This window comes from Paenibacillus plantiphilus (assembly GCF_927798095.1).
Lineage (GTDB): Bacteria > Bacillota > Bacilli > Paenibacillales > Paenibacillaceae > Paenibacillus_Z > Paenibacillus_Z plantiphilus.
Map to the genome: position 1 here is coordinate 172,442 of NZ_CAKMMF010000003.1, position 23,943 is coordinate 196,384.

The following is a 23,943-nucleotide window of genomic DNA, read 5'->3' on the forward strand; positions in this document are numbered from 1 at the left end:
TCCTCGTCAGCTCCACCTTGCAGACGACGGAATTCAGCAAAATTGTCTGTTTTTTTAAAAATGGATTCGATTATTCTTCCAAACGATGATATGATTTTATCTAATGAATCACGTTATTCGCGCATATCATTTGGGAGGAATTACGAATGAAGTTTAAGAGTACAAGAGGAAATGTCGGCAAGATAGGCTTTATCGACGCTTTTATGATGGGGCTTGGCGATGACGGCGGCTTGCTGGTGCCGGATGAAATCCCGGTTGTATCGACGGAAACACTGGAGAAGTGGCGGGAGCTTAGCTATCAGGAGCTGGCGCTTGCAATTTTTGAGCTATACATGAATGGAGAAATTCCAGAGCAGGATTTGAAGAAGCTCGTCTATGACAGCTACGCGACTTTCCGCGATCCGGCAGTAACGCCTGTACGCAAGCTGAAGGATGACCTGTACCTGCTGGAGCTGTTCCACGGCCCTACCTTCGCCTTTAAAGATATCGCCCTGCAGTTCATGGGTCAATTATACACGTACGTCGCGAAGCAGCAGAATAAGCAAATCCATATTCTTGGCGCTACCTCGGGCGATACTGGCGCATCTGCCATCGAAGGCGTTAAAGGCAAAGAAGGCATCAAAATTTGCATTCTGCATCCACACGGCAAAGTAAGCAAGGTGCAGGAATTGCAAATGACGACGGTTCAGGATGACAATGTGCTTAACTTGTCGGTAGACGGCAATTTCGATGACTGCCAGCGAATGATCAAGGAGCTGTTCGCTGACCTCGACTTTAAGGCCAGCAACCACCTTGCTGCGATCAATTCGATTAATTTCGTGCGTATTATGGCGCAGACCGTCTATTACTTCTATGCCTACTTCCAGGTGGCAAAGCAAACAGGCGCGAAGCAGGTCAGCTTTAGTGTGCCGACCGGCAACTTCGGCGATATTTTTGCCGGTTATTTGGCGAAGCGAATGGGACTGCCTGTCGGCAAGCTCATTCTGGCCACGAATGAGAATAATATTCTGGAACGGTTTGTTCTGGAGGGCGTGTACAAGCCTGGCGACTTCCGCTCGACGTACAGCCCTTCAATGGACATTCAAGTAGCTAGCAACTTTGAACGTTATTTGTATTATGTGCAGGGCGAGGATGCGGCGCAAATCCGCACACTGATGGAGCAGTTCAAGACCGCAGGGGAAATCGTTATTGCTGGCGAGACGCTTGCCAAGGTGCAGCAGGAATTCGGCGCGCATGGCGTGCAGGGGCAGGAATGTCTGGACACGATCAAGCATTACGATACAGTTTCCGGCTATTTGCTTGATCCCCATTCCGCATGCGGCGTAGCTGCGGCGGACAAGTATAGCAGCGGGCAGGAAATTATTGTATCGCTGGCAACAGCACATCCGGCAAAGTTCAACGAAGCGATCAAGCTGATCGATATTGAGCAGCAGTTCCCGGAGCAAATTTCGGCGCTCTTCGAGAAGCCTCAGCGTCAGACGCGTGTTGACGGTTCGCTCCAATCGGTTGTGCGCGAGCTGGTCGCTTTTTATTAAATCAGCCTATAACGGATCAGGGGGCTGCAGCGGAAGGATATATCCTTCTGCTGCAGCCCTCTGTTAGTTCTGGCAAGCCTTCTGCTTCTTCGAAGTGCAGTCCGTAACAGGTGCGCCTCATCTTCATTTTCGTTTCATACTGCGAATGAGCAGCTTCGTTTCCTTATCCACTCGGAAGGATTCCGTCATTTTCTGCAACGCTTTGTTGTAAGTGAAATCGTCCAGCGAGCATGTCCTCAGGTAGGTCATCGTAGGCTCAGGCAGCTTCATATAGCAGATCGAGACAGCCCACGCCACTGCCATCTTGATATAATAGCCGTCATGCTTCACACGATCCAGCAGCTCCAGAACCTCGTTAATATACTCCTCCTCGATGTAGAAATTCAAAAGCATGACGGCACCGAATCGCAGCTCATATTCCTGCTCCGACTTTAAATACGGCTGCAAAAAATCCCATACTCGGCCTTTATTCGTTTTTGTAAATTTCAACCCGATGCAGAAGCAGTCGCATACCGACCAATTATCAATTTTCGGCACAAAATCAGCCGTGCAGCGCAGCGACTCTTCAATATCCGCCCCAGCATAGCCGATAACCATGCCTTGCAGCATCGTTTCCTCGAAGTACTGATTATCAGCCTCTTTCAGATAGGCGCGCCAATCGTCTTTGGCAATTCTCTTAGCTAGCTTGCGCAGCTCCGGCAGTCTTACGCCCACTAGATTGTTAATCGTTGGAATAAGAGCGGCCGCGAATTTTTGATAATCTGTATCAGCCAACTCCAGCAGCTGATCCTTGATTGCTTTTTCCAAATGCAGTCTTCCCTTCTCTCCACCGCTGCTTCTCTGCTCTTCTACTCAAATGAAAGTGCCCACAGGTATATGGAAGCCACTGATCCATGAGGGGAATAAGCAATACGATACTGATCAAACTGCTCCCTTGTTAAAGTTTGAAGCCCATACAGCTTCATCATGCCCCGGCGAATGGCAATATCGCCCCAGCTGACGACATCCGGGCGCTCCATCGCATTGATCAGCAGCATTTCTGCCGTCCATTTGCCAATGCCATTTAATGTCGTTAATTTACGAATAACCTCACTATCTGGCAATTGATGCAGCGTTTCCAAGTCAAATGCGCCTCCATCAATGGCATGGGCAATTTGTTGAATGCAAACCGCTTTTTTCATCGTCATTCCGCAGCTTTGAATCTCATCGGCAGACTGCATAGCCAAGTGATGCGGAGAAATGTCTTCGAAACGCTCCTGCAGCCTTCCCCAGATTGTGTGAACGGCCTTCACAGAAATAAGCTGTCCCACAATAGCATAGACGAGCGCTGTGAACAGATCCGGTATAATGACTCGCTCCACCTTGCCCAATCGCGACATCGCCGCACCAAGCGTTTCATCCACGCTTTTCAAATAATCGATTTCCTCTTGGCCATAGTCAAAAAGTTTGGTTGGTATGGTTCGCACACTGCTTGTCCTCCGCTGTTCCTGTTATCTAGTATCATCACTAATATACCCTACCCCGCTTCATAAGTGCGGATATTGAAGTATAATAGCAATATATCGAAAGTAATGTGCATTCGCTTCTGTTGATAGACAGATCCTATGAGGAGGGTATTTCGTGTCACGTTCAAAGAAAAATCAAGTTATATCTATCGAAGAGCATCTGGTGAATTTCCAGGATCGGGCTATTATTCTGCTTCTGAATGAAGGATTGACCAAGGAACAAATTCTTGCCCTGCAAATAGATGATGTGGACAGCGTTAACCTTAAGCTCCGCCTCTCGCCCGGCTCCGATTCGATCGCGCTCGATGAATATTTGAAAAATATTATTATGAAGGCCTATGAGGAAGAGGAATATTATGCCAACAACGGCCATTCCGAAATTAAGAAACGATTGGAGAATCAGTCCGGCTATGTGATCCGATTCGCTGAGGGCGTGCGAAGAGATATATTTGGCATCAACTTTAGAATCAAGAACATCGCTCTTCGCTATGAGCTTCAAGAGCCTTACCCTTGGGAGAGCAGCCGCTAACCCCCTGTAAGCATTCCTGCTATTGCCTGTCGCTCGCCCTGGATGCAACCTGCATAATCTCCATCCAATCGAGTGGCAGCTTCATATCGTCATGAGAGCCGCTGGTGCTGCTGTCCGCTTGCACTGGAGCATTATCCGCTTCATGATCTTGCAGCACTTTAAAGCTGCTTGCAGCCTCATTGAATATGTCGCGATTTTGCTTGATGGCGAAATCTCTGGAGAAGAAGGTCAATTGATAGAAATGATTTTCCGATTCCAGCACATATACAACGATTATGATATCCGTATCGTTTATTGTGCAAAAGATATCTGACTGTACGGCCGACAAGCCGTTTAGCTGCAATTCAGTCGGCTCGGATGCTATCCCGTTCTCAATCCTGCTCAACCATTTCTCAGTGACCAGCTTATGATAGTCCCCTGTCGTCGTATGTTCCCGCAATAATTTCTTATTCTCTGCGATGACAAGCATCGATGATAGCGACGAAATCTTGGCTGCCTGAATAGCAGCCGCATTATTGTATCCCGATAGATTAGACCATCCATATGGCAGCTTAATTTGCATCCTGCTCTCGTCATCGGAAACTACGATTTCCTTAGGTTCGTCAATGATCGTCTTTGGAAGCTGTTTAGCCGTCGTCGTTTCTTCGTCTTGCAGCACTAGGCCTGGCTCTTGGTTGTCGGCCGCTTGTGCGTCCTTCCCTTCAATATTGCCGCCTGCAGCACTCAGCTCTTCGTTATTCTCCCTCGCAACACCCTGCTCGCTGCTTATGTCCGCCGGTTTCGAATCACTGTCACCGCTATACAGCGCCATAAGCAAGATGATAATCACGATTACAATAAATATAAACTGCTCTTTATAACGAGCTCTCTTAAACCCAAACATCTTACTCCCCCTAAATCTAGCTCATCCTTCTATCATAATCCGCATTACACACTAATCTACATCCCCTAGTATAAATTCCCGAGGTATAAATTGATAGTATGGGATCACAAATAATGTTAACTATTACTAGCATTTTACACCGAAATAACGAAACAATTCTCAAACTATCATTTATTAAAAGCAATAAAATGATAAATTACATTGACTTTCAAAATAATAATTTTGTTATCCGTCTGTAAGATTATAAAAAACCTTTCATTTATTCATAAAAAATCCCGAAATAAATATATCCTATGTACCTGTTATTTTTTTGATTAGAATCATTTTACCCTTAACCACTTCATGATATCGTTACGAAAATAGGTATTATAAACCTTTTTTAGATCATGGAGTGAAAGTCGGACTTCTCTTTGAATATTATATTTCGCTAGTAATAGCAAGAATACAAAGGAATTCCAGTCATTTCGAACTCGTTCTCAAGACTCATGCCTAAATCGGTAGACGTGAATCCAAGTAACATCATCCATCCCCAAGCATAATGACCTATTGTCAGAAATGGTAGTTGATTGATATATAATTAATGTCATTACCAATTTTGCAAGGGAGGAATATTATGTTTGGGAAGTTTATGAAATGGACAGTTATCGCATCGATGATGTCTCTGTCCATCGCCGCTGCAGGTCCGGCATCGGCAATTGCCAAAGAGCCGCAAAAGTTCGTGGACGAGCAGCTGTTGAAAAATCCGTCGGAGGAAAAACGGATCATCGTGCAGTACAAGCCCGAAGCAGCTGCGGAGCGAAAGGCGAGCAAGAAGAAGTATAAGAATCACAAGCAATTCAAGCATGTTCATGCGGAAGCGATGACCGTAACTCAGAAGGAGCTTGAGGAATTAATTGCTGATAAATCCATTCTTTCGATTGAAGAGGATGGCATCATTCAAGCAGACGCTCAAATAGCAGACTGGGGAATTGAGCGCGTACAAGCGGATAAAAGCAGGGCGAATGGCGTTACAGGCGATAATATTAAGGTCGCTGTATTTGATACCGGGATAGCCGACCATGAAGATCTGAACATTCTAGGCAAAATCAATTACACGGTCAGCAGCACAGCCAGCGATCTTAATGGACACGGGACGCATGTGGCCGGAATTATCGCAGCACTCGATAATACGGTTGGAGTAGTAGGTGCTGCGCCGGATGTCGACCTTTACTCGGTCAAAGTGCTTGGGGATGACGGCAATGGCCTTTATTCTTTTCTCATCGACGGTATTGATTGGGCTATCGACAACGATATCGATATTATCAATATGAGCTTAAGCGGAACGAGCGATGCACCGACATTGGAGGAAGCATGCGATACCGCCTATGAGAACGGCATTCTGATATTCGCGGCGGCTGGGAACGAAAGCACGAACTCCAGCGGCGATGATCCGACGCGTTATCCGGCCGGTTTTGACTCTGTAATCGCGGTCGCTAATGGAAATATGACGGATGGGCGGAACACACAATCCAACAAAGGTCCCCATCTGGAGCTGACAGCGCCGGGTACAGCCGTATTCAGCACTGCTATCAGCAACGCATATACGAGCAAGTCCGGCACCTCGATGGCATCGCCGTATGCAGCCGCAGTTGCTGCCTTGTATATGGAGCAGAATCCAACGTACACGAATGTGCAGATCAGGAACAAACTTATTGAAACTGCCGATGATCTGGGCGATCCGGGGCGCGACAGCTCCTTTGGCTATGGAATGGTTCAAGCGCCTTTCCGCGAGCTTTCAGGCACGGGGCTTTATGCGGAATATTATAACAATGCGGATCTCACAGACCTCGTAATGACAAGAATTGACGACAAGGTCACTTTCGGTTGGGGATTGGGCAGTCCGGCAGCTGGCATTGACCCGGATACATTCAGTGTAAGATGGTCGGGTCAGGTACGTCCGCTTTACTCCGAAACCTATGAATTTACGACGATTACAGATGACGGTGTTCGACTATGGGTCGACGGTCAATTGATTGTTGACGACTGGAACAACCAGACGGTAACAGGCAATACTGGAACCATCTCGCTTACAGGCGGGCAGAAATATGACATCGTTATGGAATACTATGAAAATACCGATAGCGCAAGCGCTGACTTAGCATGGTTTAGCCTCCATCAAAATTATGAATTTATTCCTAAGCGCCTGCTCTATCCTGCTGTGCCTGTCTCTAGTCTGGCAGCACCAACTGGACTTACTGCAACGGCCGGTGTGGGCAATGTGTCATTGAGCTGGAACGCTTCCAGCGGCGCAACAGGCTATAATGTCAAACGCTCAGCTTCAAGCGGCGGTCCTTATATGACAATTGCTTCAAATGTAACGGGAACAAGCCGTTTTGATATCGCGCCACCGAACAATATGACCTATTATTATGTTGTCAGCGCTGTAGACGGTGTGGCAGAAAGCGCGAATTCCGCCCAGGCTAGCGCTCTGGTGGAAGCAAACGGGATACAAGGCCAATATTTCAACAACATGGATTTCACGGATTCGATAGCATCGCGCGTTGATACCAACATCAACTTCAACTGGGGCACGGGCAGCCCTGCATCCGGTGTTGATCCCGATACATTCAGCGTGCGCTGGAAGGGACTTATTAAGCCGCAATATTCGGAAACCTATACCTTCTATACCAATACGGATGACGGGGTGCGGCTCTATGTGAATAACGTGCTGGTCATTGACAATTGGACGGATCATGGGCTCACTGAGGACAGCGGAACGATCACATTGGCAGCCGGACAGAAATACAATATTAAACTGGAATACTATGACAACATCTTCGATGCGGTCGTTCAGCTGTCGTGGTCAAGCAGCAGCCAGGCGAAGCAAATTATTCCGGGAAGCAGATTGTACTTGCCGTAATGCAACATATATAGAGAGGCGGTCCTGCAAGCAGCTTGCTGCTAATAGGGCCGCCTCTCTGCTTTTAGCTGGTCGGGTTACTCTGTCCCTGTGAAGCTCCATTCGATACAGGAGATGTATTTTACACTAAAATAATAATTCAAAGTAACTCCTAGCCACCTACTCCCTACACTCCCTACTCCCTACTCCAAATTTTCAAATTTCCAAATTTCCAAATTTCCAAATCACAAATCACAAATCACAAATCGCAATGCGCAACTCATAATTCATAACTCGTAACTCGTAACTCGTAATTCACAACTCACAACTCGCAACTCGCAACTCATATTTTCATACTGGGGGATGTGTCAACGCCGTGGGAGTTTTGCAGGCTGTTGAGAAGGTCCACGGGGACATTTTTCAGCTTGGCGGGGTCCGCATCAGCCATCGCTTGCTCTCGAATATCAAGCGCGCTCTGCGTGACTGATTCGTGCTGAAACGTAGCATATCCGCCTTATGGAGATAGCCAAAGAGCTTTCTGCGATGCATTGGCATCTGTAAGAAGGTTTCTCAGCCTTACAGCGTGCCTCAGCCCACTTTTCCGAGCTGTAAAGCGGTTTTTCCGCCTTATGGAGATAGCCAAAGAGCTTTCTGCGATGCATTGGCATCTGTAAGAAGGTTTTTCAGCTTTACAGAGCGCCTCGCGCCGCTTTTTCGTGCTGTAAAGCGGTATTTCCGTCTTATGGAGATTGCCGAAGAGCATTCTGCGATGCATTGGCATCTGTAAGAAGGTTTTCTCAGCCTTACAGCGTGCCTCACCCCACTTTTCCGAGCTGTAAAGTGGTTTTTCCGCCTTATGGAGATAGTCGAAGGGCTTTCTGCGATGCTTTGTCGTCTGTAAGCGGGTTTTTCAGCTTTACAGAGCGCCTCGCGCCGCTTTTTCGTGCTGTAAAGCGGTATTTCCGTCTTATGGAGATAGTCGAAGGGCTTTCTGCGATGCTTTGTCGTCTGTAAGCGGGTTTTTCAGCTTTACAGCGTGCCTCACCCCACTTTTCCGGGCTGTAACGCGGTTTTTCCGCCTTATGGAGATAGTCGAAGGGCTTTCTGCGATGCATTGGCATCTGTAAGAAGGTTTCTCAGCCTTACAGCGTGCCTCAGCCCACTTTTCCGAGCTGTAACGCGGTTTTTCCGCCTTATGGAGATTGCCGAAGAGGATTCTGCGATGCATTGGCATCTGTAAGAAGGTTTCTCAGCCTTACAGCGTGCCTCAGCCCACTTTTCCGAGCTGTAACGCGGTTTTTCCGCCACATACAGTGAATGTCTGGACTGACCTGAAGCACAAAAAGCATGACGACTCTCAGCTAACTAGAGTGGTCATGCTCATTATGTAGTGTTGATACCCGTCTGTCTGGACGGATGCTTCCGCTACTTAGCCATACCGACAAGCTCTCTTTCCTCCACGGTTGATACAACCGCCGACGCAGGTATTTCCTGCAAAGGCTTTTGTGGAACATGTGCCGAGCCAGCAAGCTCGAATGGTATGCATAACGGTACGCCTGTTCGCGGATCAGCAAGAATATCGGCCTCAATTGCGAATACCTCGCGCAGCACCTCTTTGGTCATAACATGCTTCGGCGCACCCTCGCTGACAACTTTGCCGGACTTGATCGCAACCATGTGCTGGGCATAGCGGGAGGCATGGTTTAGGTCATGAACGACCATTACAATTGTCCGTCCTTCATCCTGGTTCAGCTTCTGCAACAATTGCAGCACCTCCAACTGATGCGCCATATCCAGAAAGGTAGTCGGTTCGTCCAGGAACAAAATATCCGTCTGCTGAGCAAGCGCCATCGCAATCCAGGCACGCTGCCTTTGGCCGCCTGACAGTTGATCAACTGGACGATCCATAAAGGCATCCATTCCTGTCACTCCGATTGCCCAGCGAATGATCTCCTTATCCTCGCGGGTCAAGCTGCCAAAGCCCTTTTGATGGGGAAAACGTCCATAGCCGACAAGCTCGGAAACGGTCAGTCCGTCCGGGGCAGTCGGATTTTGCGGCAGAATAGCAAGCTGCCGAGCCACTTCCTTCGTTGATTGCCCGTGTATCGTCTTGCCATCCAACAGCACATCGCCTGATTGCGGCTTCATGATACGGGCCATCGTCTTCAAAATAGTCGATTTGCCGGAGCCATTGGAGCCGACAAGAGCAGTAATTTTCCCAGTCGGTACAGATAAATTCAAATTGTTCACGATCAAAGTTTCCGCATAACCGATATTAAGTCCCTTCGTATTCAATCGTTCCATATTATATCTTCCTCTCTATTCATCAATCCGCTACGGTGATAATGATTCTCATTTTTAATGACAATTTATCAAACTTCATCTTCACCTGTCAATAGATAACCCGATTCTTTTTCACGGGCGCAGGTAAAATGAAGGCTGAATTGTGAATTATCCGTATTCGGTTTATCCAAACCAATGGCTGATATAGACCATCATCAACAATCCGATAATAAAGGAATAGGTCGAAGATCGCTCAAAGCCATGTCCATGGCTTTCAGGAATCAATTCTTTATAGACAATGAACAGCATTGCTCCAGCGGCAAAAGCCAACCCCACACCAATCAAGCCTTCAATATAGTTCGCCGTATAATATCCCGCCACCGCTGATACAGCCTCCATCAAGCCAGTCGCGAAAACAATCAGGGTCGATTTCAGTTTGTTTACGTTTGAGTTTATGAGGAATACAGCTAGAATAAGACCTTCAGGAATATTCTGAGCGCCAATTGAGATCGCCACCATCGGGCCTAACCCTTCATTCTGGCTCGCATAGCTGAATCCAGTGCTCAGCCCTTCAGGAATGTTATGAATGAACAGGGCGATAATAATCAGGATGGATTTGGAATCAAATGATTTGACATGGCTGTCGTTCTCCACATCAATATGAGGGATATTCTTCTCAATAAGATCCAGGGCTACGATTCCAAGCAAAATGCCGATGGTCAGCGCAACAATACCCGATTCTTTAATCGCTTGCGGCATCAAGCCAAAGGTTGAGGCAGACACCATAATTCCAGCCGTAAAGGCAATGAGAATATCCTTCCATCTCTCGGACAGTTTGCGTATAAAAAATATAGGTGCGGCTCCTAAGATGGTAGCCATAGCTGATAGTATACTCCCGAGTAAAGCTGCCTCCACGAATGAATCTCCTCCGTATTATTCTGCATCATCGATCATCGATAGTGTACTTAATCTGCAGATTTAATGCAAACTACTGGTGTGAAGGATCAATGCTGACAAGGCCAGCTGCGATGCTGGCTGCTTCCGGCACATGAATCGAATTGCAGAAAAAACAAATAAGCTGTCCCAAAAGCAACAGAAACGTTACTTTTGGGACAGCCCTCGTATTCGCTGCGGCTGTTTGTCATTGCCGCTTACCCGGCTCTAAAGCCGCCTCTAAAGCCTATCCTGTCATCATCCGGTCGTTACGCCAAGATGGGGCTGAATAACAGCTGCCATTGCTTTAATTGTATTATGCTCGTAAATATTTATTTCTCCTGCTGGCAGACCGCTGGATTCCAGCTCAACCTCAAGTCGAATAGCAAGCAGTGAGTGTCCGCCAAGATCAAAGAAATCGTCGTTCACTCCTACTTTGTCTACCTTTAACACTTGCATCCATACGGCTGCGATTGTATTTTCTAGCGCAGTGGATGGCGCATCATTGCCCTCGCCGCCTTGAAGCTGACGCTCCTCGGGTTTCGGCAGAGATTTCCTGTCGAGCTTGCCATTCGGCGTAAGCGGCATCTTCTCCACTCGAATGATGAATGAAGGAACCATGTAGCTTGGCAAAGAGCGGGACAGCTGCTCCTTAAGCGCGCTCGCCTCTACCCCGTTATCCGCCGTAAAGTAAGCGCACAGACTCGCTATTCCCGTTTCATCCTCAATCGTTGTCACTGCCGCTTCGTATACTCCTTCTTGCTGAAGAAGAGCCGTTTCTATCTCGCCCAGCTCGATTCGATGACCACGGACTTTGACCTGTGTATCGATTCTGCCTAAGCAAACCAATGTTCCATCAGGAAGCCATTTTGCCAAATCACCCGTTCTGTACATCATTTTGCCAGGAAGAAATGGACATGGAACGAATTTCTCCGCTGTCAGATCAGGACGGTTCCAATACCCTCTTGCCAGCCCGTCACCTGCAATGCACAGCTCTCCGGCAGCGCCATGCGGCAGTAGCCCGTCATACTGATCTACGACAAATACTTGGGTGTTGGCGATTGGTCGCCCAATTGTAATGTAATCACAATTCGTGACCTCCTGCATAGTAGACCAGATCGTCGTTTCTGTCGGGCCGTACATGTTGTACAGTCGGGCATTCGTAAGCTGCTTCAGGCTGTCCAGCATGAGAGGCGGCAGCGGTTCCCCGCCTAGCAATATTTCTTTAACATACCGCAAGCAATCTGTTTGTCCGGCATGCAGCAGCATCTGCATCCTGGATGGCGTCATTTGCAGCATATCAATGTCATAACGGCTGATGGCTTCTGCGATTCGTTTAGGGTCCTTCTGCGTCTGCTCATCCGCGATGACAACTGCTGCTCCAACCGCTAGCGGCAGAAGTGCTTCTAGGACGAATATATCGAATGAAACCGTCGTCAGAAGCAGCACTTTTTTCTCAGCGCTGAAATCGATCGCCGACGTCATTCCTGTCATGAAATTGACAACCGACCGATGCTCAATCATGACGCCCTTCGGCTTGCCTGTCGATCCCGAGGTATAGATCACATAAGCGAGATCCTCCGGTCCGGCAGCAGCAGCTAGCTGCGCTGCGCCTGCGCTGCTCAGATCCCCCTGCGCTGCGGCCAGCAGATCATCGAAAGACATGATGGCGCCGTCGAAATACAGGCTGCTCGTCTCAACGCCTTTGGACAACAGCAGCTTCGCTCCGCTGTCCTCCAGCATATGGCGAATACGGTCCACCGGATATTCAGGATCAATCGGAACGTAAGCCGCTCCTGCCTTCCATATGCCAAGCAGTCCGGTAATCAGATCAGGGCTGCGCTTCATCATAATGCCGACAATGCTGCCGCGGCCTACGCCTGCTGCCGTGAGGCCCGCGGCCAGACGCGACGACTGCTCGTCCAATTCCGCATACGATAGCGCCTGCTGGTCCCCGATAACGGCTGCTGCTGCAGGAGTTGTCCGCGCCTGCTCTGCGATCCACTCGTGGACTGTAATATCTTTCGCGTACGTCATTGCCGTTTCATTAAATTGAATTTCCAGCTTGCTGCGTTCTTCCGGCGCTATCATTTGGATGGCTGACAGCTGCCCAATAGGGTCAGCAATAACCGCATCCAGAACACGATGCAAATGGTCCATCAAACGGATAGCTGTCTCTTCCGTAAACAATTTAGCCGCGTAATCCAGATAAAACTTGGGCTGACCGTCTGTTTCCACCACTTCCAGCAGCAAATCGAATTTGACCATCACATGCGGAGTATCCATCGGACGAATATGAATTCCACCAACGGAGAGGGTGTTCACCTCCACATTTCTCATAATGAGCATCGTATCGAAAATCGGATTGCGGCTTGGATCACGGCGGATGGAGAGCTGGTCTACCAGCCACTCGAATGGCACAGCCGCATTGTCGAATGCCTTGAGGGCATTGTTTTTCACTTCCTCCAGAAACGCCAGGAACGTCTTCTGTCCAGACGGATAATTGCGCATCGCCAGCGTATTGACCATCATACCAATCATGCGATCCAGATCGGCATGATTGCGACCGCCGACAGGCGAGCCGACAATGACATCCTCTTGCCCGGCATGCTTGGACAGCACTATGGTATAGGCGGCGAGCACGACCATATAAGGCGTAGCGCCGCTTCTCTCCGCTAGCCGCTTCAATTGCTCCCATTGCGCAACATCCAAGTTGCGCGAGACCGTTCCACCCTCGAAGGACTGGGCTGAAGGCCGCGGATAATCGGTTGGGAGCGCCAGCACCGGCAGCTCGCCGGATAATGTATGTTGCCAGTATTGCTTCTGAGCGTCCAGAAGTCCAGTTTCAAGCTGCGCATTTTGCCAGACTGCATAGTCCTTGTACTGCAGCCGCTGCTCGGGCAGGCTCCGACCCTCGTATAAGGCAGCGAACTCCTCCGTAACAATATCCATCGATAATCCATCGGCTGCAATATGATGCACATCGAAGAGAAGCAGGAATCGCTGCTCCGACAATTCGATAATGCCGAAGCGGCACAATGGCGCTGATTCCAGCGCGAATGGCTGGATGAACGAAGCGATGATGCCCTCCGCATCTTCATTGTCTGCAAGCTTGTGGTAGAACAAACGAGCATCCGCCTGCTTGTGAATGCGCTGAACCGGCTCCCCTTCCTCCCATTCGAAGGTGGTGCGAAGCGCTTCATGCCGCTCGACTATCGCCTTGAAGGCTCCCTCCAAACGATCAATATCAAGCTTTCCTTCAATCAGCCATGTGCCCGGCATATTGTAGCTCGTCTCCACGCCTTCAATATGCTGCAATATAAAAATTCGCCGCTGTCCCGGTGAAAGCGGGTAGACCTCCCTTTCAGGAGCGGGCTCAATGGCAACATGACGAACTACCTCTGCGTTCTCCATCCGTTGTGCCAGCCCTTTAACCGTTGCGTTCGCAAAGACATCTCCCAGTGAAAGCTCGATATCCGCAGCTCGATGGAGCTGCTTGATCATGACGACAGCGTTCAGCGAGTGACCGCCAAGCTCGAAGAAATTGTCGTTCACCCCCACCCGTTCAATACGAAGCACCTGCTGCCAGACAGAAGCAACCACATTCTCAAGCTTAGTGGACGGCGCTTCATAACGGTCGCTATGCTGTACAAGCAAGCCGCTGTCCGGCTTCGGCAGTGCCTTGCGGTCCAGCTTGCCATTCGGCGTAAGCGGCATCCGATCCAGCCTGATTAGATAGGCCGGAACCATATAGCCAGGCAGCGTCCCGGCGAGATGGTCGCGGAGCCCGCCCAATTCCTGCCCATCCTTCGAAACATAGTAAGCGCACAAGCTCTTTGCGCCCGCATCCTCTTCCACTGTTGCAACGGCTGCTTCAAGCACATGATCGGCCTGCAGCATCTCCGCCTCAACCTCTCCAAGCTCAATGCGATGTCCGCGAATCTTTACTTGAGAATCTGCTCTGCCCAGACATTCCAGCGTCCCATCAGACAGCCATCTTGCCAAATCTCCTGTCCTGTACATGAACCGGCCTGGCAGAAACGGGCAAGGAATGAACTTCTCCTCTGTCAGCTCTGGGCGGTTCCAGTATCCTCTTGCTAGACCGTCACCTGCAATGCAAAGCTCCCCTACAGCCCCAATCGGCTGCAATCCGCCATATTGATCGACGACAAACAGCTGCGTATTGGCGATTGGACGCCCAATTGTAATATGCTTCGCATGCGTGACCTCCTGCAGAGCCGACCAGATCGTCGTTTCCGTCGGTCCATACATGTTGTAGATCCGCGATGGCGTGATCTGTTTCAAGCTATCCAGCATATGTGCCGGAAGCGGTTCGCCGCCAAGCATAATCTCCTTGACGCCTTGCAAGCAAGCCGTTTCTCCCGCATGCAGAAGCATCTGCATTCTGGACGGTGTCATCTGCAGCATATCGATGCCATTGCGAATGATGAGCTCCGCAATCTCCTTCGGCTCCTTCTGCTGCTGTTCATCTGCGATGACCACTGCTGCGCCGACAGCTAGCGGAAGCAGCGCCTCCAGTACGAAAATATCGAAGGAAACAGTCGTTAGAAGCAGCACTTTTTTCGCCGGGCCAAAATCGATTGCAGACGTAATGCCCGCGATGAAATTGACGACAGAGCGATGCTCGATCAGAACGCCCTTCGGCTTGCCCGTCGATCCGGAAGTGTAGATCATATAAGCCAGATCATTTGGCTCTGATTTCGGTTCCACCCTAGTGGCGGTGGCGGTGTCGTTATGACTGGTTCCCGCCGAAGCAAGCAGATCATCAAAGAATACGATGCTTCCGCTATACTGCAAGCTCACCGCACCTGAGCCGTCCGTCAGCAGCAGTCTCGCGCCGCTGTCCTCCAGCATATGGCGAATGCGATCTGCCGGATATTCGGGATCAATCGGAACATAAGCTGCCCCTGTCTTCCAAATGCCAATCAGACTGACAAGCAGATCGGGACTTCGCTTCATCATAATACCGATCATGCTTCCGCGCTCCGCGCCCGCTGCGGCAAGGCTGTGAGCCAGACGCTCCGCCTGTTCATCCAGCTCGCGATAGGTCAGGGAACGTTCATTCCCGATTACAGCCACAACATCCGCAGAGGCCGCTGCTTGCTCGGCTATCCATTGATGCACGGTCTTATCCGACGGATACGGCGCGGCTGTATCATTGAACACTGTAGTCAGCTTCCGCCGCTCCTCTGACGAGATCATCTCAATGGCAGACAGCTGCTGCTGCGGATTCGCCATTACGGAATCCAGAATGTGCAGCAAATGATCCACCAAACGCATTGCTGTCTCTTCTGTAAAGAGCTTCGTCGCATATTCGAGAAACAGCTTGTGCTGGCCATCGGTCTCCAGCAATTCCAGCAGCAGATCAAACTTCACCATCACTTGCGGCGTCGAATAGGGTCGAATATGAATACCATCCAGTACAAAAGAATTGACTTCCATATTTCGCATGACGAGCATCGTATCAAAAATCGGATTCCGGCTCGGGTCCCTGCGAACAGAAAGCTCCTCCACCAGCCATTCGAATGGCACATCCTGGTTCTCGAATGCCAGAAGCGCATTGTTCTTGACCTCATCCAGAAAAGCGAGGAACGTTTTGTCGCCTGTCGGATAATTGCGCATAGGCAGTGTATTGACCATCATTCCGATGATCGAAGTCAGGTCGGCATGGCTGCGCCCTCCAACCGGCGAGCCGATAATAACATCCTCTTGACCCGAATATTTGGACAATACGAGCGTGTAGGCAGCAAGCAGCAGCATATATATCGTGACGCCATTGCTTTCAGCAAATAGCTGCAGACGCTCCCACTCAGCTGGACTCAGCTCCTTGGTGACGACGCCCCCTTCAAAGGACCGGGCTGCTGGACGCGGGTAATCAGTCGGAAGCTGGAGTACGGGCAGCTCGCCGGAAATCTGCTCCTTCCAATAACGCTTCTGAGCATCCAGTTGGCCAGTATTCAATTGCTCATTCTGCCATACAGCAAAATCCTTGTATTGAATACGCAGCTCCGGCAAGCTGCTGCCTTCACAAAAAGCAACGAATTCCGAGGTAATGATATCCATTGATAGCCCGTCAGCGACAATATGATGAAGATCAAACAGCAGCAGGCTGCGATCCTCGGCCAGCTCTACAATTCCGACACGGAACAGGGGCGCTTGATCCAGCGCGAAAGGCCGGACAAAAGCGTTAATATGCTTCTCCGCATTCTCGCCATCCGCCAATTGATAAATGGTGAGCGGAATTTCCACCTCTTTATGAATGCGTTGAACCGGTTCGTCATTATGCCATTCAAAGGTTGTTCGCAGCGATTCATGCCGATCCGCGAGACTTTGAAAAGCTTGTCTCAGCCATTCCTTGTCCAGTTTCCCTTCGATAAGGCGTACATCGGGCATATTATAGCTCGTACCGACACCCTCCATATGCTGGAGAATAAACAATCTTTTTTGCGCCGAAGTAAGCGGATAAACATCATTGAGCGGAGCCTGCGGAATCGAAATATGCTCGATTGTATTCGAGCTGTCCAACTGCCGGGCAAGCTCCTGAATTGTCGGATACAGGAAGACATCACCTAGTGAAATATCAACATTCATCTCGCTATGAATCAGCTTCACCAGTGTAATGGCATTCAGTGAATGACCTCCCAGCTCGCTGAAAGTGTCTTCAATATTAATGGTATCGAATCCGAGAATTTCACCCCAGATTGCTGCAATCCGCCGCTCGGTTTCTGTTGCAGCATTACTCGTTACAGCAGTCAAGCCTGCCGCTTTGCTTGGCTGCTCGCTGCCAGAGCGAGCTGACGAATCCGCTTGATCAGCAGCCTTCCGCTGAACAGTAATCGCTCTGATCGTTGCTATATGCTGACGCAGCTCATCGGATATCCGGATTGGCAGACGATCAACCATTTCCCATACTTGATGCGTCAGATTCAACTGGCCGATAACGACATTCGTCAGGCCGCTGTCCAACGCCTTGGCAAAGGCTTGAAGGGCTGTCCTCGTACCCAGACCCGAGAAGAACGATTCTTGTGTCCCGTAATCGACCGCCATCCCCGTCTCGCTCCAGCCAGCCCAGTTGATTGCCAGCGTTCGTTTCCCTTTTCCCCTGCGATATGCCGCATAACTATCCAGAAAGCTGTTGGCAGCCGTATAATCGCCCTGTCCTGCAGCGCCCGCAAGCGTTGCAATCGAGGAGAACAGCACGAAGAAATCAAGCGATTCCTGCGCGGTAGCAAGGTCAAGCACAACTGTTCCAGCAACCTTCGGACTTAACACCTCACGGAAAGCAGAAGCTTCCTTACGGGCGATAAAGCCATCTCCCGCTGCGCCAGCAGCATGAATGACGCCGTTAATACCGCCGAAGAGACGCTTCACATCGGACACAATCTCATTCATCCGCTTCTCATCGGTGATATTGCCGTCATAGCAGACGACAGTTGAGCCGGATTGCTCCATCTCGCGGATCGCTGCGATTTGTTTGACCAGCCTTCGATTGATGCCTGAGCTTTCAATTAGCTCATCCCATATAGCGCGCTCCGGCATGATGGACCGATTAACGAGTATGAGCTTGACATTATTTAATGTTGTTAAATACTTGGCGATTTCCAGGCCCAGTCCGCCTGTGCCTCCTGTTATGAGATAAACGCCGCCAGGTACAATTGAAATATGTCCGGCAGTCCCAAGCTCCTCGATATCAAGCTCGTCCAACTGCTTGACATGTCTGAGCTCGCCATCGTAAACAGTGATCTGGCTGCTGCTTGAGGAGGTCAGCTCACGCAGCAAGCTTGCGACAGACGTTCGTTCATCGATGTCGATGCCCCTGCAGCTTATATGGACATACTCTTCCGAGATGACCTTGCTTAGTCCTATTAGCGGCGCATACGCTGGATTAACAATACGAGCAGCCGACAAGCCTGCCATCGCACCATATGCAACAATCAACAGCTCCAGCGGATTGCGCTGCTTTAATTGACCCAGAGCCTTCACGAGGTTGAACAGACTCCACACGCCGCGCTGTTGTGCGTCCTCCAATTCGGCGCTCGCTCCCACGTCATTGCTGACTGCCGCGAGCATATGCACGATTTGCGTAATCCTTCCCTCTCCGGCTTCGTTCAGCAGCTTCTCGTAATCGTCCGGCGCTCCCGAAATCGTGAACCGGTTGGCTGATTCCTTGCTGTAACGCTCGCCCCATATAACATCAATGACATCAGCGCCCTGTGCCCGATAGACGTCTGACAGCTCACGCCCGGTACCTTCTTCAAGACGCAGAATAAGTACGGCGCCAGCTGGCCGCGTCTTGAGCGAATCAGCTGAGAATGATCCGCCCGTCCCGTCCGGATCTGCCAAGTCGCTGCGCACCCACTTCACTTGGTGGTACAGACTCCCGTTGCCGCTTAATGCCTGGCTCGTCTTATGGGCATCCTCAATCACAATTGAAGCATGACCCTCAATCTCCAGCAAAACAGCTCCTGTGTCATCCATAATGGACAGATCGTACACCGTTTGTTCCTGTCCTTGTTGCACGAGTGGACCATTGCTTCCGCCTGGCCACGAAAGGCGGCTGAACAGCTTTCCTGTGAGCGGCGCGTACACGTTAACGCTTCTCATCCCAATCGGGAATACGCGATGTCCGCTCCCCATATTATATACGGACGCCTTTTCCAGCAGCGCAGGATGCAGACTATAGGCGTCCAGATCATCGGCAAATTCAGCAGGAAGCTCAGCGGCAATAACCGCTTCATTCTGACCTTGGCCATAGGAGGCCATGCCCTGCCATCTCGGTCCATAGCCGAATCCGCCCCTATCCTCAGCAAGCAAAGCAGTTGAATCAGGAGTCATGCTGCCGCAGCGCTGCTGAAGCTGTCCAATATCGGCTTTCTCCGGCACGCGCGAGCCATGAACCGCCGCCTCGCACACCGCATGGATCGTCCAATTCTCCGAAGAGGAAGCATCACTGCCCGCCGAGCTGGCAATTTGGATACTTAAACGCTCTCCAATCACCTCAATAACAGTACGAAGAACCTGCTTCTTCCCTTCCTGGGCTATGAATGGCGTGTAGAATTGAACATTTCGCAGTCCAATCGTGTCCTGCTTGAAATGCACCCTCGCTGCATAGACAGCCATATCCACATATGCCGTACTGGGAAGGGTATTCATATCCGCCAGCTTGCGCTCCTTCAATACCCATAGCGCAGAGAGCTGGATATCGCTTTCGAATACCCATTTCTTCACCGATTGCTCCACGCAGCGCTGCATAAGCGGATGCATGTCATTTTTACGGCTGCGAGGCCCGGCATAGGCGCGATTGCTGCTCGCCCTCGCGAGCTTGTCAGCTATCTCGCGCTGCTCCTCCTCTGTGAATAGCGGCAGCTCCCGCAGCGGAGTCGCTGGCTGCTGCAGAGCAAGGCTGTAGAGCAGCAACAGCTTCTCAACGATGGCATTAATCGTATCTCCGCTGTATATCGTTTCATTATATTGCACTTGAATGGCAAGCTCGGCTCCGGATTTCTTCTCGAAGCGGAAGAGAAGATCGATCGGCAGCCCTTCAATCAGCTTCGGATCATGGATAGAATCCAGCATAATGCAGGCATGAACGAGCGGTTGCTCCTGAGCGTCCGCTGGCAAATCCAGCAATTCCCCCAGCTTCTCCAATGGGAAATTGCGGTTTGCATTCGCTTCCGTCACCGTCTGCTTGACAATGGCAAGCAGCTCCTTGAAAGAGCTGCCCGCGTTGACTGCTGCACGGAGCGGAACGATTGCATTGACGAGCGGTGCTGCCTCCTTGCCCGGCTTAAACACCGGCATGCTTGAAGCAGCCTCCTCCCTTCCTGTATAAACAGAGAGCAAATATTGAATACCCGACAATAAAATAACGTACAGCGCATAGTCCGATTGATTGGAGATGGCAGCCAGCCTGCCGCATGTTTCTGAGGAGATTCCAGCTTCCTTCACAGCACCCTTATACTCCCATTGAGCGGGGTATGGATGATCAACAGGGAATAACCCGAAGCTGAATTCGCTGCCAAGCTTGTCGATCCAGTATGCTTTTTCCTTATCCAGCTTGCCGCTGTTGAGCAAAATGTTGCGCGTTAACTTATCTATCATTTCACCACTCCTATAAGGACTTCTTCAAAGCTGGTTCATTAAAAAGCAAAATCAATCTCGTCTGTCAGCTCTTCTTGCTCGCTTTCCCATTGAATCTGGCTCCATGCAATCTCTTTCAGAGATGAATCGCGGTTATCGGCGAGCTCGGCCAGAATGGCAGAATAATCATCCATCATGCGAACAATTGTCCCCTTCTCGAACAAATCCGTACTATAGCTGAGCTGCAATGCAATGCCTGCCGCCGATTGCTTGGCCTCGATGACGAAATCATAACGCGACAATGCCAGATCAATGCCGGAAGAGCTGATCGCAAGTCCCGGAATACGCATCTCCTGATCCTCGAAGTTCAGGAAGGTGAGCATCACATCGTACAGAGAACGGCTGCGATCGCGTTTTTTCGGGGCAAGCAGCTGCTCCAGCCGGTCAGCAGGAAACTCCTCATGCGCAACGGCCTGCAAGGAGCGCTCCTTAACTTCCCTAAGAAACACGCTGGCTGTCTTATTGCCCTGAGGAAAATTACGCATCGGCAGCGTCTGAACAAACATGCCTGGAATATCCGCCCATTGGGCCGCGCCTCTGCCCGCGCTTAGAGAACCGACAATGATATCCTCTTGTCCGGTATATTTATACAACAGAATATTTAATCCCGTTAATAGAATCATATATAGCGAGCTGCCCGTCTCGACAGACAAGCGGTTTACTTTGCTGACCGTCTCACCTTCAATGGTGAGATGGAGCGTTTCGCCGCGTCCGCTAAGCGGCCCGTTCCTTGGACGATCAGTCGGAAGCTCCAGAACAGGCAGCTCGCCTGAGAATTCGTTCATCCAGTACAATTCCAGCTTGGCCAACCGGTCAGCAGTGAATGCCCCCTCCTGCCATACAGCAAAATCCTGATACTGCAGCTTGGGCTCGGGCAATACCGCTCCCTCATACAGCTGAGCAGTCTCATTCATAAAGATGCCGATCGACGCGCCATCGAATATGAGATGATGAGCATCGAAGAGCAGCAAATGCAAGCTCTCTGACAGCTTCACCAGCTCCATGCGCAGCAGTGGAGCGCTTCCCGTGTCAAAGGGACGCACAAACCTGCTAATAAGGCCGTCCAATTGCTGCTCATCCCCGTCTATGACCGGAATGGTCAGCTCGACATTATGATGGATAACCTGAACCGGTATGCCGCCTGTCCATTTGAACGATGCCCGCATCATATCATGCCGCCGCACGAACTGCTTGACAGCATCGCAGAATCGGGCGGCATCAAGCTCGCCCTCAATCCGTATCATTCCAGGCATGTTCCATGAAACCCCGCCTGTATCCATCGCAGACAGAATATACATCCATTTCTGAGCAAAGGACAGCGGGTAATGGTCTCGAAGTCCAGCCGATTCAATCGCCGCAGCCGCCTCTCGATCAGAAGCTTCGATACAGGCCGCGAGCTGTCTGACCGTTGGATTGTCAAAAATATCGAGCAGGGAAACTTCCACCCCGAACTGCTGGCTAATGCCGGCAATGAGCATGTTCGCCTTCAAGGAATGGCCGCCCCATTCGAAGAAATGGTCCAGAACGCCAAGCGAGCTGATACCGAGCACCCCTCTCCATAACGGGAGCAACCTTTCTTCCGCTACACTTGATGGCAGCTCAATCTCGCGGGTTCCCGATTCCAGCGGCTCAGGCAGAGCGTTGCGGTCCAGCTTGCCATTGCGCGTAAGTGGCAATTGCGCAAGCGGGACGAAGTGAGCGGGAATCATATAACTTGGCAGTCCTTCAGCCGTAAACGCATGAAGCGATGCCGCATCTGCTTCCATCTCCGACCTGGGAACGACATAAGCGCATATACAGGGCTCGCCTCCGGCATCGCGCCGAGAGACGACTGCGGCCTCGATCACATCAGGATGCTGAAGCAGCCGCGCTCTCACCTCGCCCAATTCAATTCGAAAGCCTCTTATTTTCACTTGATCATCGGCTCGGCCGATAAAAGCAATATTGCCGTCCGAGAGCCGTCTAACGATATCGCCTGTCTTGTACATCTTGCGTTCGGACTCCAAGGATTCGAAGGATTCGAAGGAATCAAAGGGATCGGGAAGAAAGCACTGCTCCGTTAATTCTGGCAGATGGAGGTAACCACGTCCTACGCCAGCGCCGGAAATGAACAGCTCCCCCGTCCCTTCTCCTTGAATGACGGTCCTATCTTCATCGAACAGATAAACCGTTTGATTGAGAAGCGGCTTGCCGATTGGAATCGAAGCTGCTGTCTCCACGCCTGGTCCTGGCGGCACAATCTGATAGGCCAACGAATCGACGCAGCATTCTGTCGGACCATAAATATTAGTAACAGCAGGCTTATGTTCGCCGAAGCAGCTATAAAACGCCTCTATCGTCTGACCTGTCAGCTCCTCGCCGCCAATGATGAAATGCTGGACTGCCGTTGATTGGCCTGCGGCCGACATCGCATAAGATAATAAGCTCAAATGCGCCGGAGTGCCGTCCGTAATCGCAATGCCATGCTCGGCGTAGAAGGCAAGCAGCTTGCGTCCGTCTATGCGGACATCCTCTGGCACGATATATAAACAATGTCCGAACAGCAAAGCCGCAAAAATTTGCTGTACAGACGCATCAAAATAATAAGGTGCGACAAGTGCGATTTTCAGAGGAGTCAACGAGTAGTGCTTGTACACGATATCCTGCAGGCCCGCCATCAAATTCAGCACATTCCGATGCTCGATCATGACCCCTTTTGGTCTTCCTGTCGTGCCGGAGGTGTAGATGATGTAGCTGAGATCATTCGGTTGATTCGGATAATTAACTTTCTCGGAGGAAGCTGCCGCAGCCATGACTTCATCTACAGCCAGCACGTATCCCGTACATTCGATCTCGTCAACTACATGCGCCAGCTCGTTCTGCGTGACAAGAGCAAGAGCCTTGCTGTTGCCCAGCATGTAGGAAATCCGTTCATGCGGCAAAGCAGGGTCGATCGGCAAGTAAGCAGCACCTGATTTCAAAACACCCATAATAGCCGCGATCATTTCCACTGACCGATTCATCATGACCGCTACGATGCCGTCCGGACCGGCTCCTCGTGCCTGCAGCAAGGCTGCAATCGCATTGGCGCGGTCGTCAAGCTCCTGGTACGACAGCTGTCGACCTCCGCTGACAACCGCCGCTGCTTCTGGCCATCGCTGTACACTTTCGGCAAATCTGGCATGCAGCGAGCTGCTGCACCCTGCTTCATTGACTGTCGAATATGTCATTTCCGCCCCACACTCCCCTTCACAACC

At 50.5% G+C, this 23,943-nt stretch carries 10 protein-coding genes; 3 read left to right on the forward strand and 7 right to left on the reverse strand.

The genetic code is table 11. The features are described from left to right. The first annotated feature begins 146 nt into the window (after nucleotides 1-146). A complete protein-coding gene (thrC, locus tag L6H65_RS03535; protein WP_236339023.1) occupies nucleotides 147-1,535 on the forward strand; it encodes a threonine synthase in 1,389 nt (462 codons plus the stop codon). Nucleotides 1,536-1,658: 123 nt separating this feature from the next. Here the strand turns inward: thrC and L6H65_RS03540 are convergent, their stop codons facing one another. Together L6H65_RS03540 and L6H65_RS03545 are read right to left on the reverse strand one after the other, a co-directional pair. Continuing rightward, nucleotides 1,659-2,342 (reverse strand): DNA alkylation repair protein, encoded by a 684-nt coding sequence (locus L6H65_RS03540; RefSeq protein ID WP_236339024.1) that lies wholly within the window; start codon nucleotides 2,340-2,342, stop codon nucleotides 1,659-1,661. A 41-nt stretch (nucleotides 2,343-2,383) separates the two neighbouring features. Beyond that, the gene (locus L6H65_RS03545; protein WP_236339025.1) at nucleotides 2,384-3,001 is read right to left on the reverse strand and encodes a DNA-3-methyladenine glycosylase family protein; all 618 of its coding nucleotides are present in this window, start codon (nucleotides 2,999-3,001) and stop codon (nucleotides 2,384-2,386) included. A gap of 154 nt (nucleotides 3,002-3,155) precedes the next feature. Here L6H65_RS03545 and L6H65_RS03550 point away from each other — a divergent pair, with 154 nt between their 5' ends. Beyond that, nucleotides 3,156-3,569, forward strand: coding sequence for a phage lytic cycle repressor MrpR family protein (locus L6H65_RS03550; RefSeq protein WP_236339026.1), 414 nt, complete (start codon nucleotides 3,156-3,158; stop codon nucleotides 3,567-3,569). Between the two features lie 19 nt (nucleotides 3,570-3,588). On the opposite strand, the gene L6H65_RS03555 is transcribed toward L6H65_RS03550, so the two are convergent. Further along, nucleotides 3,589-4,452, reverse strand: a complete 864-nt coding sequence (locus tag L6H65_RS03555) for a hypothetical protein (protein ID WP_236339027.1) — start codon at nucleotides 4,450-4,452, stop codon at nucleotides 3,589-3,591. A 613-nt stretch (nucleotides 4,453-5,065) separates the two neighbouring features. Here L6H65_RS03555 and L6H65_RS03560 point away from each other — a divergent pair. Then, complete coding sequence (locus L6H65_RS03560; protein ID WP_236339028.1) at nucleotides 5,066-7,351, forward strand: S8 family serine peptidase; 2,286 nt, start codon at nucleotides 5,066-5,068, stop codon at nucleotides 7,349-7,351. 1,404 nt (nucleotides 7,352-8,755) lie between these two features. Here L6H65_RS03560 and L6H65_RS03565 read toward each other — a convergent pair. The 4 genes from L6H65_RS03565 to L6H65_RS03580 all read right to left on the reverse strand — a co-directional run bounded on the left by L6H65_RS03565 (nucleotide 8,756) and on the right by L6H65_RS03580 (nucleotide 23,916). Continuing rightward, nucleotides 8,756-9,634: an ABC transporter ATP-binding protein gene (locus L6H65_RS03565; protein ID WP_236339029.1), complete on the reverse strand. Its 879-nt coding sequence runs from the start codon at nucleotides 9,632-9,634 to the stop codon at nucleotides 8,756-8,758. 162 nt (nucleotides 9,635-9,796) lie between these two features. Then, entirely contained in the window at nucleotides 9,797-10,528 is a 732-nt protein-coding gene (locus tag L6H65_RS03570) for a ZIP family metal transporter (RefSeq protein ID WP_236339030.1), read from the reverse strand. Nucleotides 10,529-10,804: 276 nt separating this feature from the next. Continuing rightward, entirely contained in the window at nucleotides 10,805-20,668 is a 9,864-nt protein-coding gene (locus L6H65_RS03575; RefSeq protein WP_236339031.1) for a non-ribosomal peptide synthetase, read from the reverse strand. A gap of 38 nt (nucleotides 20,669-20,706) precedes the next feature. After that, nucleotides 20,707-23,916 carry a non-ribosomal peptide synthetase gene (locus tag L6H65_RS03580; protein ID WP_236339032.1) on the reverse strand — a complete coding sequence of 1,070 codons (3,210 nt, stop codon included), beginning with the start codon at nucleotides 23,914-23,916 and terminating at the stop codon, nucleotides 20,707-20,709. Nucleotides 23,917-23,943: the final 27 nt, after the last annotated feature.

Coding starts and splice junctions, on each gene's coding strand:
- thrC (WP_236339023.1), top strand. CDS start 147: ATGAAGTTTAAGAGTACAAGAGGAAATGTCGGCAAGATAGGCTTTATC.
- L6H65_RS03555 (WP_236339027.1), bottom strand. CDS start 4,452: ATGTTTGGGTTTAAGAGAGCTCGTTATAAAGAGCAGTTTATATTTATT.
- L6H65_RS03560 (WP_236339028.1), top strand. CDS start 5,066: ATGTTTGGGAAGTTTATGAAATGGACAGTTATCGCATCGATGATGTCT.
- L6H65_RS03565 (WP_236339029.1), bottom strand. CDS start 9,634: ATGGAACGATTGAATACGAAGGGACTTAATATCGGTTATGCGGAAACT.
- L6H65_RS03575 (WP_236339031.1), bottom strand. CDS start 20,668: ATGATAGATAAGTTAACGCGCAACATTTTGCTCAACAGCGGCAAGCTG.
- L6H65_RS03580 (WP_236339032.1), bottom strand. CDS start 23,916: ATGACATATTCGACAGTCAATGAAGCAGGGTGCAGCAGCTCGCTGCAT.